Annotated in this window: 16 protein-coding genes and 1 other annotated feature; of the genes, 15 read left to right on the forward strand and 1 reads right to left on the reverse strand. The window is 39.8% G+C overall.

Features of this window, described 5'->3' with window-relative positions; all coding sequences use genetic code 11:
• Positions 1–599: LPXTG cell wall anchor domain-containing protein (locus M1F55_RS06380; protein WP_247947512.1), on the forward strand; the 599-nt coding region annotated here is incomplete at its 5' end.
• 92 nt (positions 600–691) lie between these two features.
• Here M1F55_RS06380 and M1F55_RS06385 read toward each other — a convergent pair.
• Positions 692–1,948 (reverse strand): ISL3 family transposase, encoded by a 1,257-nt coding sequence (locus M1F55_RS06385; RefSeq protein WP_247947513.1) that lies wholly within the window; start codon positions 1,946–1,948, stop codon positions 692–694.
• Positions 1,949–2,240: 292 nt separating this feature from the next.
• On the opposite strand from M1F55_RS06385, the gene ftsW reads away from it, so the two are divergent.
• The 14 genes from ftsW (at position 2,241) to M1F55_RS06455 (ending at position 17,052) form a co-directional block, all read left to right on the forward strand.
• Entirely contained in the window at positions 2,241–3,464 is a 1,224-nt protein-coding gene (gene ftsW / locus M1F55_RS06390) for a cell division peptidoglycan polymerase FtsW (protein WP_049491796.1), read from the forward strand.
• 24 nt (positions 3,465–3,488) lie between these two features.
• Complete coding sequence (gene ppc, locus M1F55_RS06395) at positions 3,489–6,185, forward strand: phosphoenolpyruvate carboxylase (RefSeq protein ID WP_023947212.1); 2,697 nt, start codon at positions 3,489–3,491, stop codon at positions 6,183–6,185.
• Between the two features lie 96 nt (positions 6,186–6,281).
• Positions 6,282–6,499, forward strand: a binding site (T-box leader).
• Positions 6,500–6,612: 113 nt separating this feature from the next.
• On the forward strand, positions 6,613–7,608 hold the full coding sequence (gene trpX, locus M1F55_RS06400; RefSeq protein ID WP_004259575.1) for a tryptophan ABC transporter substrate-binding protein: 996 nt from the start codon (positions 6,613–6,615) through the stop codon (positions 7,606–7,608).
• Positions 7,609–7,683: 75 nt separating this feature from the next.
• Positions 7,684–8,550, forward strand: a complete 867-nt coding sequence (locus M1F55_RS06405; RefSeq protein ID WP_004234420.1) for an ABC transporter permease — start codon at positions 7,684–7,686, stop codon at positions 8,548–8,550.
• Positions 8,547–9,305, forward strand: a complete 759-nt coding sequence (locus tag M1F55_RS06410; protein ID WP_020901797.1) for an ABC transporter ATP-binding protein — start codon at positions 8,547–8,549, stop codon at positions 9,303–9,305. Before M1F55_RS06405 ends, M1F55_RS06410 begins: the two co-directional genes overlap by 4 nt.
• Before the next feature lie 89 nt (positions 9,306–9,394).
• Entirely contained in the window at positions 9,395–11,155 is a 1,761-nt protein-coding gene (gene dnaG / locus M1F55_RS06415; protein ID WP_020902900.1) for a DNA primase, read from the forward strand.
• Positions 11,156–11,157: 2 nt separating this feature from the next.
• Positions 11,158–12,267 (forward strand): RNA polymerase sigma factor RpoD, encoded by a 1,110-nt coding sequence (gene rpoD, locus M1F55_RS06420; protein ID WP_000201903.1) that lies wholly within the window; start codon positions 11,158–11,160, stop codon positions 12,265–12,267.
• A 14-nt stretch (positions 12,268–12,281) separates the two neighbouring features.
• Positions 12,282–12,611, forward strand: coding sequence for a metal-sulfur cluster assembly factor (locus tag M1F55_RS06425; protein WP_000331925.1), 330 nt, complete (start codon positions 12,282–12,284; stop codon positions 12,609–12,611).
• A 115-nt stretch (positions 12,612–12,726) separates the two neighbouring features.
• Positions 12,727–13,770 carry an alpha-galactosylglucosyldiacylglycerol synthase gene (gene cpoA, locus M1F55_RS06430; protein WP_004254610.1) on the forward strand — a complete coding sequence of 348 codons (1,044 nt, stop codon included), beginning with the start codon at positions 12,727–12,729 and terminating at the stop codon, positions 13,768–13,770.
• Between the two features lie 15 nt (positions 13,771–13,785).
• On the forward strand, positions 13,786–15,111 hold the full coding sequence (locus tag M1F55_RS06435) for a glycosyltransferase family 4 protein (RefSeq protein WP_247947514.1): 1,326 nt from the start codon (positions 13,786–13,788) through the stop codon (positions 15,109–15,111).
• 14 nt (positions 15,112–15,125) lie between these two features.
• Complete coding sequence (locus M1F55_RS06440) at positions 15,126–15,317, forward strand: PspC domain-containing protein (RefSeq protein WP_000744434.1); 192 nt, start codon at positions 15,126–15,128, stop codon at positions 15,315–15,317.
• A 58-nt stretch (positions 15,318–15,375) separates the two neighbouring features.
• Complete coding sequence (locus M1F55_RS06445; RefSeq protein WP_000863852.1) at positions 15,376–15,510, forward strand: DUF4044 domain-containing protein; 135 nt, start codon at positions 15,376–15,378, stop codon at positions 15,508–15,510.
• A gap of 63 nt (positions 15,511–15,573) precedes the next feature.
• On the forward strand, positions 15,574–16,884 hold the full coding sequence (gene obgE, locus M1F55_RS06450) for a GTPase ObgE (RefSeq protein ID WP_042899739.1): 1,311 nt from the start codon (positions 15,574–15,576) through the stop codon (positions 16,882–16,884).
• Between the two features lie 9 nt (positions 16,885–16,893).
• On the forward strand, positions 16,894–17,052 hold the full coding sequence (locus M1F55_RS06455) for a hypothetical protein (protein ID WP_007284777.1): 159 nt from the start codon (positions 16,894–16,896) through the stop codon (positions 17,050–17,052).
• Positions 17,053–17,167 lie beyond the last annotated feature (115 nt).

Genomic DNA, 17,167 nt, shown 5'->3' on the forward strand with positions numbered 1-17,167 from the left:
GAACTACTGAAAAACTGGCTGATACGATTGAACAAGGTCAAAAAGATATTGGCTCAAACTATACAACTGAAGCGAAAGTGATTCCAAGTAAGGTTGAAAAAGTTGTTGAAAATGGAAATGTAATCACAATAACAACTTCTTATGAGCTAGTAAAAGTTCCTGAAGATAAGGACGGAATTGTTCCAGTTGGTGGTAAGGTCGTAAACTATTACTACCGTGAAGTAGTTGAAGAGGTTGCAAAACCAAATGAAGCTCCTAAAGTGGAAATTCCTGAGTTGAAGATTCCTGAAGAGTCTAAGCCAGAACCAAAACCGGAACCGACTCCAGAGCGAACTCCGACTCCACAACCAGCTCCAGCTCCACAACCAGAACCTAGTCCTGCACCAAATCCAGTTCCAGTGACACCTGAGATACCTGAACGACCAATAGCTCCAGTGACACCAGAACAACCAGCAGAACCTGCTACACCACAGTATATGGATGGTCAACGCGAACTTCCAAACACTGGTACTGAAGACAATGCTAGCCTAGCAGCACTTGGACTTCTTGGAGTATTGAGCGGATTTGGACTTGTTGCTCGCAAGAAAAGAGAAGATTAATTCCAATTAGATTTTCTGACAAGAAAAAGGAGTAGGATATCATATCCGCTCCTTTTTTGGCTCTTTGTCAACTGTAGTGGGTTGAATAAAAGCTAAAACCGAGAAAGGACAAATTTCGTCCTTTCTTTTTTGATATTCAGAGCGATAAAAATCCGTTTTTTGAAGTTTTCAAAGTTCCGAAAACCAAAGGCATTGCGTTTGATAAGTTTAACGAGATTATTGGTCGCTTCCATTTTGGCGTTGGAATAGGGTAGTTGAAGGGCGTTGACAATCTTCTCTTTATCCTTTAGAAAGGTTTTAAAGACAGTCTGAAAAATAGGATGAACCTGCTTTATATTGTCCTCAATAAGTCCGAAGAATTTTTCAGGTTCCTTGTTCTGAAAGTGAAAAAGCAAGAGTTGATAGAGATTGTAGTGATGTTTCAACTCATCTGAATAGCTCAAAAGCTTGTCTAGAATCTCTTTATTCGTTAAATGCATACGAAAAGTAGGGCGATAAAATCGTTTATCACTCAGTTTATGACTATCTTGTTGAATGAGTTTCCAGTAGCGTTTGATGGCCTTGTATTCATGGGATTTTCGCTCAAATTGATTCATGATTTGGACACGTACACGACTCATAGCACGGCTGAGATGTTGGACAATGTGAAAGCGGTCGAGAACGATTTTAGCGTTAGGAAAAAGTTTACTGGCAATATCGTAGTAAGGGCTAAACATATCCATCGTAACGATTTTCACCTGACAACGAACAGCTCGCTCGTAGCGCAGAAAGTGATTTCGGATGATAGCCTGTGTTCTGCCTTCAAGAACAGTGATGATGTTGAGATTATCAAAATCTTGTGCAATGAAACTCATCTTTCCCTTAGTGAAAGCATACTCGTCCCAAGACATAATCTCAGGGAGGTACGAAAAATCAGGCTTAAAACGGAAGTCATTAAGCTTGCGAATAACAGTTGATGTTGAAATGGCTAACTGATGAGCAATATCGGTCATAGAAGTCTTTTCAATCAACTTTTGCGCAATTTTTTGGTTGATAATACGAGGAATTTGGTGATTCTTCTTGACGATAGAAGTTTCAGCGACCATCATTTTTGAACAGTGATAGCACTTGAAACGACGCTTTTTAAGTAGAATTCTAGTAGGCATACCAGTCGTTTTGAGGTAAGGGATCTTAGACGGTTTTTGAAAATCATATTTCTTCATTTGACTTCCGTACTCAGGGCAAGATGGAGCATTGTAGTCCAGTTTGGCGATGATTTCTTTGTGTGTATCCCTATTGATGATATCTATAAATTGGATATTAGGGTCTTTGATATCGAGTAGTTTTGTGATAAAATGTAATTGTTCCATATGAATCTTTCTAATGAGTTGTTTTGTCGCTTTTCATTATAGATTTTATGGGACTTTTTTTCTACACAAAAAAGGCTCCATAATATCAATAGGGGATTTACCTACTACAAATATTATAGAGCCGAAAGAACTTGAGATTTAGCATCTCAAGCTCTTTTTCTTATGAGAAAATCTTCTATCTTAAGGGTAAGAGTTTTTTTCTTTCGGAAAAAATGGTATAATAGCAATCAAAACTAGAAAATAAACGGAATTTGGGAATAATTTCTTTTGTTCTCATTAGATTGGTGATACTATGAAGATTAGTAAGAGGCACCTATTAAACTATTCTATTCTAGTTCCTTACTTACTTTTATCTATTTTGGGCTTGATTGTAGTTTATTCTACAACCAGTGCCATTCTTATCGAAGAAGGTAAAAGTGCCCTCCAATTGGTTCGAAGTCAGGGAATGTTTTGGATACTTAGTTTAATATTGATTGCCTTGATATATAAGCTGAAATTGAATTTTTTAAGAAAAGAACGACTCTTATTTATTGTTATGTTTGTTGAGCTGATTCTTTTGGCTCTGGCTCGCTTAATTGGTACGCCAGTCAATGGAGCCTATGGTTGGATTTCAGTAGGACCTTTGACCATTCAACCAGCGGAGTATTTGAAGATTATCATTGTCTGGTACTTGGCTCAACGTTTTTCAAAACAACAGGATGAAATTGGTATTTATGATTTTCAAGTTTTAACTCAAAATCAATGGATTCCTCGTGCTTTTAATGATTGGCGTTTTGTCCTACTTGTCATGATAGGAAGTTTGGCTATTTTCCCAGACTTGGGGAATGCTACTATCCTAGCTCTGGTTGCCTTGATTATGTATACAGTTAGTGGAATTGCTCATCGTTGGTTTATAGTCTTTATCGGTGTTTTATTTGGAGTTTCAGCCCTATCTCTATCAGCTATTTCTGTAATTGGGGTTGATAAGTTTTCAAAAGTTCCAGTATTTGGTTACGTGGCCAAGCGTTTCAGTGCCTACTTTAATCCCTTTGCTGATTTGGCAGGAGCAGGACACCAACTTGCAAATTCCTACTTTGCCATGGTAAATGGTGGGTGGTTTGGTCTAGGCTTAGGAAATTCAATCGAAAAACGTGGTTATTTACCAGAGGCCCATACAGACTTTGTATTTTCAATTGTCATTGAAGAGTTTGGATTTGTGGGAGCCAGTTTGATTTTGGCACTTGTCTTTTTCCTGATTTTGCGAATTATCCTAGTAGGAATTCGTGCTAAGAATCCCTTTAATTCTATGATGGCGATTGGGGTTGGGGGGATGATGTTGGTACAGGTCTTTGTCAATATCGGTGGAATTTCTGGTATTATTCCCTCGACAGGAGTAACCTTCCCCTTCTTATCACAAGGAGGGAACAGTCTCCTAGTCTTGTCTGTAGCCATCGCCTTTGTCTTAAATATTGATGCAAGTGAAAAACGTGCCCAATTATATGAGGAGTTAGAAGCTCACTCATCAAACTATATGTAGAGTTGATAGTGGAAAGGATTACCTATGTCTCTTCAAAAATTAGAAAACTATAGTAATAAAGCTGTCGTGCAAGAAGAAGTATTGATTTTAACAGAATTGTTAGAAGATATCACTAAAAATATGCTTGCCCCAGAGACTTTTGCAAAAATCATGGAGTTGAAAGAATTATCAACTCAAGAAGATTATCAGGGCTTGAACCAATTGGTTACGAGTCTGTCAAATGATGAAATGGCCTATATTTCACGCTATTTCTCTATCTTGCCCCTTTTGATTAATATTTCAGAAGATGTGGATTTGGCCTATGAAATCAACCACCAAAATAATATCGATCAAGATTATCTTGGGAAATTATCGGCAACGATCAAAATGGTTGCAGAAAAAGAAAATGCGGTTGAAATTCTAGAACACTTGAATGTTGTCCCTGTTTTGACTGCCCATCCAACACAAGTACAACGTAAGAGTATGCTGGATTTGACCAATCATATCCATACCCTTTTGCGTAAGTACCGTGATGTGAAATTAGGTTTGATTAATAAGGAAAAATGGCATAATGATCTCCGTCGTTACATTGAGATTATCATGCAGACAGATATGATTCGTGAAAAGAAATTGAAAGTGACCAATGAAATCACGAATGTTATGGAATACTACAATAGTTCATTCCTGAAGGCAGTTCCTCATTTGACTGCTGAGTACAAGCGTCTGGCTAAAAAACACGGCTTGGAGTTGAAACATCCTAAACCAATTACCATGGGAATGTGGATTGGTGGAGACCGTGATGGGAATCCTTTTGTTACAGCAGATACCTTGAAACAATCTGCTATGACCCAGTGTGAAGTCATCATGAATTACTATGATGAAAAGATTTACCAACTTTATCGTGAATTCTCTCTCTCAACTAGTATCGTCAATGTAAGCAAGCAAGTTAGAGAAATGGCTCGTCAATCCAAGGATAACTCGATTTATCGTGAAAAAGAGCTGTATCGTCGTGCCTTGTTTGATATTCAATCAAAAATCCAAGCAACAAAAGCTTATCTGATTGAAGATAAGGAAGTTGGGGCTCGCTATGAAACAGCTAATGATTTTTATAAGGATTTAATTACCATTCGTGATTCCCTCTTGGAAAACAAGGGTGAAGCACTGATTTCTGGTGATTTTGTTGAATTGATTCAGGCAGTTGAAATTTTTGGTTTCTATTTGGCATCTATTGACATGCGTCAAGATTCTAGTGTTCATGAGGCTTGTGTAGCTGAACTCTTGAAATCAGCAGGTATTCATTCTCATTATAGTGAACTAAGTGAAGAAGAAAAATGCCAGCTTCTTTTGAAAGAATTGGAAGAAGATCCACGTATTCTTTCTGCCACTCATGTTGAAAAATCAGAGTTACTCGAAAAAGAATTGGCTATTTTCAAGGCTGCTCGTAAGTTGAAAGATAAGTTGGGTGATGACGTTATTCGCCAGACAATTATTTCACATGCAACTAGCGTATCTGACATGTTGGAATTGGCTATCTTGCTAAAAGAAGTAGGGTTAGTTGATAAAGAAAGAGCTCGTGTCCAAATCGTTCCTCTCTTTGAAACAATTGAGGACTTGGACCACTCAGAAGAAACCATGAGAGAATATCTTTCACTTCCTCTTGCCAAGAAATGGATTGCTTCACGTAATAACTACCAAGAAATCATGCTTGGTTACTCTGATAGTAATAAAGATGGTGGCTATCTATCATCATGTTGGACCCTCTACAAGGCTCAACAACAATTGACTGCTATTGGAGATGAATTTGGCGTTAAGGTTACCTTCTTCCACGGCCGTGGTGGGACTGTCGGTCGTGGTGGTGGACCAACCTATGAAGCCATCACCTCTCAACCTCTCAAGTCCATTAAGGATCGTATCCGCTTGACGGAGCAGGGTGAAGTAATTGGCAATAAATATGGTAACAAAGACGCAGCTTACTATAACCTTGAAATGTTGGTTTCGGCGGCCATTAACCGTATGATTACTCAGAAGAAGAGCGATACCAACACCTCAAATCGTTACGAAGCTATTATGGACCAAGTGGTGGACCGTAGTTACGATATCTACCGTGATTTGGTCTTTGGTAATGATCATTTCTATGATTATTTCTTCGAGTCAAGTCCAATCAAGGCTATTTCAAGCTTTAATATTGGTTCTCGTCCAGCCGCTCGTAAGACTATTACTGAAATCGGTGGTTTGCGAGCTATCCCTTGGGTATTCTCATGGTCGCAAAGTCGCGTCATGTTCCCTGGATGGTATGGAGTTGGTTCAAGCTTCAAGGAATTTATCGATAAAAATCCAGAGAATATTGCTATCTTACGAGATATGTACCAAAATTGGCCTTTCTTCCAATCGCTTCTTTCAAATGTCGACATGGTCTTGTCAAAATCAAATATGAATATTGCTTTTGAATATGCCAAACTGTGTGAGGATGAAGAAGTAAAAGCAATCTATGAGACTATTCTAAATGAATGGCAAGTCACCAAGGAAGTCATCTTGGCTATCGAAGGTTACGATGAACTCTTGGCTGAAAATCCATATCTAAAAGCAAGTTTGGATTATCGTATGCCTTACTTTAATATTCTCAACTATATCCAGTTGGAGTTGATTAAACGTCAACGCCGAGGAGAATTATCAAGCGATCAAGAAAAATTAATCCATACAACCATCAACGGAATTGCGACAGGATTGCGTAATTCGGGCTGATGTCTTTCAAACTTCCTCTTTTCTATAGGGGAAGTTTTTGAATCTTTCAAAAAAATGCTAAAAGAGTCTTGACAAGTAGTTGAAAAATGATATAATTTAACCATTCAGAAAAGTAATCATTCAAACTTTTTAGAGAGTCTGTGGTAGCTGAAAACAGATAAGTGGTGATGATGAAAATTGGGCTGAATGTTATTTAGAATTTGAAATCATAAAAATTCGGTGAGCACACCTTATAGTGCATCTCGTTATTGCGAGACAGAGTGATAGGGAAATTTCCTATAATTGAGGTGGTACCGCGCATCGACGTCCTCACACAAGTTTTTTGTGTGAGGACTTTTTTTGATGGAGGTTAGTATGGAAAGAAAACGATGGCGTCGCTTGTTCAGATAAGTGAAGTAGTTTAAAGGAATTAAAAAGGAGAAATAGAATGAAAAATAAACGTTTAATTGGAATTATCGCTGCATTAGCAGTCTTAGTAGCAGGAAGCTTGATTTACTCTTCAATGAATAAACCAGAAGCTAAGAATGAAAAGAAAGTTGCCAAAGTTGGTGTCCTTCAGTTTGTGAGCCATCCATCTCTTGACTTGATTTATAAAGGGATTCAAGATGGACTTGCAGAAGAAGGTTATAAAGATGACCAGTTGAAGATTGACTTTATGAACTCAGAAGGTGACCAAAGTAAGGTTGCGACAATGAGTAAACAATTGGTTGCAAACGGTAATGACTTGGTAGTTGGTATCGCAACACCAGCTGCTCAAGGTCTGGCTAGTGCAACAAAAGACCTACCTGTTATCATGGCTGCTATTACAGACCCAATCGGTGCGAACTTGGTTAAAGATTTGAAAAAACCAGGTGGCAATATTACAGGGGTATCTGACCACAATCCAGCTCAACAACAAGTTGAACTCATCAAGGCTCTGACACCAAATGTGAAAACTATCGGAGCCCTTTACTCAAGCAGCGAAGACAATTCAAAAACACAGGTAGAAGAATTTAAGGCTTATGCTGAAAAAGCAGGTTTGACAGTAGAAACATTTGCAGTTCCTTCAACAAATGAAATTGCTTCAACAGTTAACGTTATGACTAGCAAGGTTGATGCTATCTGGGTTCCAATTGATAACACTATTGCTTCAGCCTTCTCAACTGTTGTATCAAGCAACCAATCAGCTAAAAAACCAATCTACCCAAGTGCAACTGCCATGGTAGAAGCAGGTGGTTTGGCATCCGTTGTAGTTGACCAACATGATCTTGGTGTGGCAACTGGCAAAATGATTGCTCAAGTTTTGAAAGGTGCAAAACCAGCTGATACACCAGTCAATGTCTTTTCAACTGGTAAATCAGTTATCAATAAAAAATTGGCACAAGAGTTAGGTATTACTATTCCTGAGTCTGTTCTCAAAGAAGCAGGACAAGTGATTGAATAATCTAAAATGGAGGAGTTGGGGACATCTCCTCCAATTTTTTACAATAGAAATCATATAGAAAAGGTTAAGAAACAGATGATATTATCTATTATTTCTCAAGGATTTGTCTGGGCTATTTTAGGTCTGGGGATCTTTATGACATTTAGGATTTTAAACTTTCCAGATATGACAACAGAAGGTTCCTTCCCTCTTGGGGGAGCTGTTGCTGTCACTTTGATAACCAAAGGAGTGAACCCATTTTTAGCGACTCTTGTTGCTGTAGGAGCAGGTTGTTTGGCTGGAATGGCAGCAGGTCTTCTTTATACAAAAGGGAAGATTCCAACCTTGCTCTCAGGGATTTTGGTGATGACTTCCTGTCACTCTATCATGCTCTTGATTATGGGACGTGCAAATTTAGGATTGCTTGGAACCAAGCAAATCCAGGATGTTTTGCCTTTTGATTCAGATTTGAACCAACTCTTGACAGGTCTCATCTTTGTCAGTCTTGTTATTGCTCTCATGCTCTTTTTCTTGGATACCAAACTCGGACAAGCCTATATTGCTACAGGTGACAATCCTGATATGGCTAGAAGTTTCGGGATTCATACTGGACGCATGGAGCTCATGGGCTTGGTCTTATCAAATGGTGTGATTGCCCTTGCAGGGGCTCTTATTGCCCAGCAAGAAGGGTATGCCGATGTATCTCGAGGAATCGGGGTGATCGTTGTGGGGCTTGCAAGTTTGATTATTGGAGAAGTTATCTTCAAGAGTTTGAGCTTGGCAGAACGTCTGGTTACCATCGTTGTAGGTTCTATCGCTTATCAATTCTTAGTGTGGGCAGTTATCGCTCTTGGCTTTAATACAAGTTACCTTCGTTTGTACAGTGCCGTGATTTTAGCAGTCTGCCTCATGATTCCAACATTTAAGCAAACAATCTTGAAAGGAGCCAAATTAAGCAAATGACAGCAATTGTAGAATTAAAAAATGCAACCAAAGTCGTTAAAAATGGCTTTGATGAAGAAAAGATTATTTTAAATGATGTTTCCTTAGAAATTTTTGAACAGGATTTCATCACGATTTTAGGTGGAAATGGAGCTGGGAAATCAACCCTCTTTAACACTATTGCAGGAACTTTGTCATTAACCAGTGGAACCATCCGTATTTTGGGTGAAGATGTTACCAAGTTTTCGCCAGAAAAGCGAGCTAAGTATCTGTCTCGAGTCTTCCAAGATCCCAAGATGGGGACAGCTCCTCGTATGACGGTCGCTGAAAATCTTTTGATTGCCAAGTTTCGTGGTGAAAAGCGTGGACTGTTTCCGAGACGTCTGGCTAGCTATAAGGATGAGTTTCAGGCAACTATTGAAAAAGTGGGAAACGGTCTTGAGAAACACTTGAATACACCAATTGAGTTCTTATCTGGTGGACAAAGACAGGCTTTGAGTCTCTTGATGGCAACATTGAAGCGTCCTGAATTACTCTTGTTGGACGAGCATACTGCAGCCCTTGATCCAAAGACCAGTGTGGCCTTGATGGAATTGACGGATGAATTTGTCAAGAAAGACCAGCTGACAGCGCTTATGATTACCCACCATATGGAAGATGCTCTCAAATATGGCAATCGTTTAATTGTCATGAAAGAAGGACGAATTATCCAAGATTTGAACCAAGAAGAAAAAGCAAAAATGAAAATCTCTGATTATTATCAACTCTTTGAATAAAGTAGGGAAAATGAGTGAAATGGTTTACTTTTTTTCTGAAATAAAGTATACTATATAAAGTAAACTATGATAACATGGAGGTATTGTGTATGGTTGACAAACAAGTCATTGAAGAAATCAAAAACAATGCCAACATTGTGGAAGTCATAGGAGATGTGATTTCTTTACAAAAGGCAGGACGGAACTATCTAGGGCTCTGTCCTTTTCATGGTGAAAAAACACCTTCTTTCAACGTTGTTGAGGATAAGCAGTTTTACCACTGTTTTGGTTGTGGCCGCTCAGGTGATGTCTTTAAGTTCATCGAGGAGTACCAAGGGGTTCCCTTTATGGAGGCTGTCCAAATCTTAGGTCAGCGTGTCGGGATAGAGGTAGAAAAACCGCTTTATAGTGAACAGAAATCAGCTTCACCCCACCAAGCTCTTTATGATATGCACGAAGATGCTGCCAAATTTTATCATGCTATTCTCATGACAACTACCATGGGGGAAGAGGCCAGAAACTACATTTATCAGCGTGGTTTGACAGATGAAGTGCTCAAGCATTTTCGGATTGGTTTAGCACCTCCAGAACGAAACTATCTCTATCAACGTTTGTCTGGTCAGTATCGTGATGAGGATTTTCTAGATTCAGGGCTATTTTACCTATCAGATGCCAATCAATTTGTAGACACTTTTCACAATCGGATCATGTTTCCCCTGACAAATGACCAGGGAAAGGTTATTGCCTTCTCAGGTCGTATCTGGCAGAAAACGGATTCACAAACTTCTAAGTATAAAAATAGCCGATCGACTGCAATTTTTAACAAAAGTTACGAATTATATCATATGGATAGGGCTAAAAAATCTTCTGGAAAAACCAGTGAGATTTATCTGATGGAAGGATTCATGGATGTCATTGCAGCCTATCGTGCTGGAATCGAAAATGCTGTGGCATCCATGGGAACGTCCTTAAGTCGTGAGCATGTTGAGCATCTGAAAAGGTTAACCAAGAAGTTGGTTCTTGTTTACGATGGCGATAAGGCTGGGCAAGCTGCGACATTGAAAGCACTGGACGAAATTGGTGATATGCCTGTGCAGATTGTCAGCATGCCTGATAACTTGGATCCAGATGAGTATCTACAAAAAAATGGTCCAGAAGACTTGGCCTATCTATTAACGAAAACTCGTATTAGTCCGATTGAGTTTTACATTCACCAGTACAAACCTGAAAATAGTGAAAATTTGCAGGCTCAGATTGAGTTTATTGAAAAAATAGCTCCCTTGATTGTTCAAGAAAAATCTATTACTGCTCAAAACAGCTATATACATATTTTAGCTGACAGTCTGGCGTCCTTTGATTATGCCCAGATTGAGCAGATTGTTAATGAGAGTCGTCAGGCACAAAGGCAGAATCGCATGGAAGGTATTTCCAGACCGACGTCAATCACTATGCCTGTCACCAAGCAGTTATCAGCTATTATGAGAGCAGAAGCTCATCTACTTTATCGAATGATGGAATCTCCTCTTGTTTTGAACGATTACCGTTTAAGGGAAGACTTTGCATTTGACACACCTGAATTTCAGGTCTTATATGACTTGCTTGGCCAGTATGGAAATCTTCCTCCGGAAGTTTTAGCAGAACAGACAGATGAAGTTGAAAGAGCTTGGTACCAAGTCTTAGCTCAGGATTTGCCTGCTGAGATGTCACCTCAGGAACTTAGTGAAGTAGAAATGACTCGAAACAAGGCTCTCTTGAATCAGGACAATATGAGAATCAAAAAGAAGGTGCAGGAAGCGAGCCATGTAGGAGATACAGACACAGCCCTAGAAGAATTGGAACGTTTAATTTCCCAAAAGAGAAGAATGGAGTAATAATGGCAACAAAACAAAAAGAAGTAACAACATTTGATGTACAAGTAGCAGAATTTATCCGTAATCATAAACAAAAAGGGACAGCAACTGATGATGAAATTAATGCAAGTCTGGTGATTCCTTTTACCTTGGATGCTGATGGGATTGAAGATCTCTTGCAACGAATTCAGGATGCAGGGATTTCTATCACAGATAACGAAGGAAATCCAAGTGCGCGTGTTCTTAGCACTGAAGAAGAGCCAGAACTCAGTGATGAGGACTTGATTGGTTCAACTTCGGCTAAGGTTAATGACCCTGTCCGTATGTACTTGAAAGAAATCGGGGTCGTACCTCTCTTGACCAATGAAGAGGAAAAAGAATTGGCGCTTGCTGTTGAAGCTGGTGATATCGAAGCCAAACAACGTCTTGCGGAAGCCAACCTTCGTTTGGTTGTTTCTATTGCTAAACGCTATGTTGGTCGTGGTATGCAGTTCCTTGACTTGATTCAAGAAGGAAATATGGGCTTGATGAAGGCGGTTGACAAGTTTGATTATTCTAAAGGGTTCAAGTTTTCAACTTACGCAACTTGGTGGATTCGTCAGGCTATCACTCGTGCTATTGCGGATCAAGCTCGTACCATCCGTATCCCAGTTCACATGGTTGAAACCATCAATAAATTGGTTCGTGAACAGCGTAACCTCCTTCAAGAATTGGGACAAGATCCAACACCAGAACAAATCGCTGAACGTATGGATATGACCCCTGACAAGGTTCGTGAAATCTTGAAGATTGCCCAAGAACCGGTATCCCTTGAAACTCCAATCGGTGAAGAGGATGATAGCCACCTTGGGGACTTTATCGAAGATGAAGTGATTGAAAATCCAGTGGACTATACAACTCGTATCGTTCTGCGTGAGCAATTGGATGAGGTCTTGGATACTCTTACAGACCGTGAAGAAAATGTTCTACGTCTGCGCTTTGGGCTTGATGATGGGAAAATGCGCACCCTTGAAGATGTTGGTAAAGTCTTTAACGTGACTCGTGAGCGTATCCGTCAGATTGAGGCTAAGGCTTTGAGAAAACTACGTCAACCAAGTCGCAGCAAACCGCTTCGTGATTTTATTGAAGACTAAGAGTGAGGATGAATATGGCTTATACAGAAGAGCAAATTGAAAACATCAAAACACGAATTTTATCAGCCTTGGAAGAAGTTATTGACCCTGAGTTGGGAATCGATATTGTCAATCTTGGTTTGATCTATGAAATTCGTTTTGACGGTGACACAGGACAAACAGAGATTGATATGACTTTGACAACCATGGGTTGTCCTCTAGCAGACCTTTTGACAGACCAGATTTATGATGCTATGACAGAGGTTCCAGAAGTAACGGATACTGAGGTCAAATTAGTTTGGTATCCAGCCTGGACTGTTGAAAAAATGAGTCGCTATGCACGTATTGCCCTAGGCATTAAGTAAACAAATAAAAACATGTGAGAGATTATTGGAAAAGCGAGGAAATTTCCCCCTCTTTTCCTCTAGTCTCTCCTTTCTTTTGCTGATTTTATTCAAAGAAAATGATATAATAGTAGTTATGGAAAAAAAGAAATTACGCATCAATATGTTGAGTTCAAGTGAGAAAGTAGCAGGACAAGGAGTTTCAGGTGCTTACCGTGAATTAGTTCGTCTTCTTCACCGTGATGCCAAGGACCAATTGATTGTTACAGAAAATCTTCCAATAGAGGCAGATGTGACTCACTTTCATACAATTGATCTCCCCTATTATTTATCAACATTCCAGAAGAAACGATCAGGAAGGAAAATTGGCTATGTGCATTTCTTACCTGATACACTCGAGGGGAGTTTGAAAATTCCATTTTTCATAAAGGGAATTGTGAAACGCTATGTATTTTCTTTTTACAACCGGATGGAGCACTTGGTGGTGGTCAATCCTATGTTTATTGAGGATTTAGTGGCAGCTGGTATTCCACGTGAAAAAGTGACCTATATCCCTAACTTTGTCAACAAGGAAAAATGGCATCCGCTTCCACAGGAAGAGGTAGCGAGACTGCGTACAGAGCTAGGTCTTAGTGACAATCAGTTTATCGTAGTAGGTGCTGGTCAAGTTCAGAAACGCAAAGGGATTGACGATTTTATCCGTCTGGCTGAGGAATTGCCGCAAATTACCTTTATCTGGGCAGGTGGTTTCTCTTTTGGTGGTATGACAGATGGTTATGAACGCTACAAGAAAATCATGGAAAATCCCCCTAAAAATTTGATTTTTCCAGGTATTGTATCGCCAGAGCGGATGCGCGAATTGTATGCCCTAGCGGACCTTTTCTTGTTGCCTAGTTACAATGAACTCTTTCCTATGACTATCCTAGAAGCTGCTAGTTGTGAAGCTCCTATTATGTTGCGTGATTTGGATCTTTATAAGGTGATTTTGGAGGGAAATTATCGGGCTACAGCAGACAGAGAAGAGATGAAAGAAGCTATTCTGGAATATCAAGCGAATCCTGCTGCTTTAAAAGATTTGAAAGAAAAAGCTAAGAATATTTCTAGAGAGTATTCAGAAGAGCATCTGTTACAAATCTGGTTGGACTTTTATGAGAAACAAGCCGCTTTAGGGAGAAAGTAAAAAGTGAGGTAATCTATGCGAATTGGTTTATTTACAGATACCTATTTTCCTCAGGTTTCAGGTGTTGCGACCAGTATTCGGACCTTGAAAACAGAACTTGAAAAGCAGGGGCACGCTGTTTTTATCTTTACGACGACAGATAAGGATGTCAATCGTTATGAAGATTGGCAAATTATCCGCATTCCAAGTGTTCCTTTCTTTGCTTTTAAGGATCGTCGCTTTGCCTATCGAGGATTCAGTAAGGCGCTTGAAATTGCTAAACAGTATCAACTGGATATTATCCATACTCAGACAGAATTTTCTCTTGGTTTGTTGGGGATTTGGATTGCGCGTGAATTGAAGATTCCCGTTATTCATACCTATCACACCCAGTACGAAGACTATGTACATTATATTGCCAAGGGGATGTTGATTCGTCCTAGTATGGTCAAGTATCTGGTTAGAGGTTTTTTGCATGATGTGGATGGGGTGATTTGCCCGAGTGAGATTGTCCGAGACTTGCTATCTGACTATAAAGTCAAGGTTGAGAAAAGGGTTATTCCAACTGGGATTGAATTAGCTAAGTTTGAGCGTCCGGAAATCAAGCAGGAAAATTTGACAGAACTGCGTACTAAACTAGGAATTCAAGATGATGAAAAGATGTTGCTTAGTCTTTCCAGAATTTCCTATGAAAAAAATATTCAAGCAGTACTAGCAGCCTTTGCAGAAGTTCTGAAAGAAGAAGACAAGGTCAAACTGGTGGTAGCTGGGGATGGTCCTTATCTGGATGACCTCAAAGAGCAAGCCAAGAAACTAGAGATTCAAGACTACGTCATCTTTACTGGCATGATTGCTCCTAGTGAGACGGCTCTTTACTATAAGGCGGCGGATTTCTTCATCTCCGCATCGACAAGTGAAACGCAAGGTTTAACATATTTGGAAAGCTTGGCCAGTGGAACACCTGTCATTGCTCACGGAAATCCTTATCTGGACAATCTTATCAGTGATAAAATGTTTGGAACCTTGTATTATGGTGAACATGATTTGGCTGGAGCTATTCTGGAGGCCCTGATTGCAACGCCAGATATGAATGAGCAAACCTTATCAGAGAAATTGTACGAGATTTCAGCTGAAAACTTTGGAAAACGGGTGCATGAGTTTTATCTGGATGCCATCATTTCAAATAACTTCCAGAAAGATTTAGCCAAAGATGATACGGTCAGCCAGCGTATCTTTAAGACAGTTTTGTATTTACCGCAACAGGTGGTTGCTGTGCCCGTAAAAGGCTCTAGACGAATGCTGAGGGCTTCAAAAACACAGTTAATCAGCATCAGAGATTATTGGAAAGACCATGAAGAATAGAAAGAGGAATAGCTATGAAAAAACAATTGATGAGAAGTGGTAGTGATCAAAAAATTGCTGGAGTATGTGCTGGGGTCGCAAATTATTTTGATATTGATCCGACTATTGTTCGTGTAATATGGGGTGTTCTTGCATTTTGTTATGGGGCAGGAATTGTAGCTTATATCATTTTATGGATTATTGCACCAGTAGCAAGTGACTATTGAAAACTAGCTCAATTCATGCTAAGATAATAGAAAATAGAATGTAATGAAGGAGAGAAAAATGGCATTTGGAGATAATGGAAAACGTAAAAAAACGATGTTTGAGAAATTAACCTTGCTTATCGTACTGATCATGTTAGTAGCAAGTATTTTGGGTATTTTTGCAACTGCAATTGGTGCCCTCAGTAATCTATAAAATAGATTCAAGAAAATTTTGTGACTGGGATTTCCCAGCCCTTTTTTAAAGTGAGAAGAAAAAATGAGTATGTTTTTAGATACAGCCAAGATTAAGGTCAAGGCTGGTAATGGTGGCGATGGCATGGTTGCCTTTCGTCGTGAAAAATATGTCCCTAATGGCGGTCCTTGGGGTGGTGACGGTGGTCGTGGAGGAAATGTGGTCTTCGTTGTAGACGAAGGTTTACGTACCTTGATGGATTTCCGCTACAATCGCCATTTCAAGGCTGAGTCTGGTGAAAAAGGAATGACCAAAGGGATGCATGGTCGTGGTGCTGAGGACCTTAGAGTTCGAGTACCACAAGGTACGACTGTGCGTGATGCAGAGACTGGTAAAGTTTTAACAGATTTGATTGAGCATGGGCAAGAATTTATTGTTGCCCACGGAGGTCGTGGTGGACGTGGAAATATTCGCTTTGCGACACCAAAGAATCCTGCACCGGAAATCTCTGAAAATGGAGAACCAGGTCAGGAACGTGAGTTACAATTGGAACTAAAAATCTTGGCAGATGTTGGTTTAGTAGGTTTTCCATCTGTAGGGAAATCAACACTTTTAAGTGTTATCACATCTGCTAAGCCAAAAATCGGTGCCTACCACTTTACGACCATTGTGCCAAATCTAGGAATGGTTCGTACCCAATCAGGTGAATCCTTTGCAGTAGCTGATTTACCAGGTTTGATTGAAGGTGCTAGTCAAGGTGTTGGTTTGGGGACCCAGTTCCTCCGTCACATCGAGCGTACACGTGTCATCCTTCATATCATTGATATGTCAGCTAGCGAAGGCCGTGATCCTTATGAGGATTATCTTGCCATCAATAAAGAGCTGGAGTCATATAATCTCCGTCTGATGGAGCGTCCACAGATTATTGTAGCCAATAAGATGGACATGCCTGAGAGTCAGGAAAATCTTGTAGAATTCAAGAAAAAATTGGCTGAAAACTACGATGAATTTGAAGAGTTGCCAGCTATTTTCCCAATATCTGGATTGACCAAGCAAGGTCTGGCAACGCTTTTGGATGCGACAGCTGAATTGTTAGATAAGACACCAGAATTCTTGCTCTATGACGAGTCAGATATGGAAGAAGAAGCTTACTATGGATTTGACGAGGAAGAAAAAGCCTTTGAAATTAGTCGTGATGACGATGCGACATGGGTACTTTCTGGTGAAAAACTGATGAAACTCTTTAATATGACCAACTTTGATCGTGACGAGTCTGTCATGAAATTTGCCCGCCAGCTTCGTGGGATGGGGGTTGATGAAGCCCTTCGTGCTCGTGGTGCTAAAGATGGGGACTTGGTCCGCATTGGTAAATTTGAGTTTGAATTTGTAGACTAGGAGACTGGTATGGGAGATAAACCGATATCTTTCCGAGACGCGGATGGCAATTTTGTTTCAGCCGCAGATGTTTGGAATGAAAAGAAATTGGAAGAACTGTTTAATCGTCTCAATCCAAATCGTGCCCTGAGATTGGCACGAACTAAAAAAGACAATCCATCTCAGTAAAATAGATAAAAAAATTCCGTGCCATACTAGACACGGAATTTTGGCTCTTTGTCAACTGTAGTGGGTTGAAGAAAAGCTAAGATCGAGAAAGGACACATTTCGTCCTTTCTTTTTT

It is taken from the genome of Streptococcus mitis (genome assembly GCF_023109235.1).
Taxonomy (GTDB): domain Bacteria; phylum Bacillota; class Bacilli; order Lactobacillales; family Streptococcaceae; genus Streptococcus; species Streptococcus mitis_DA.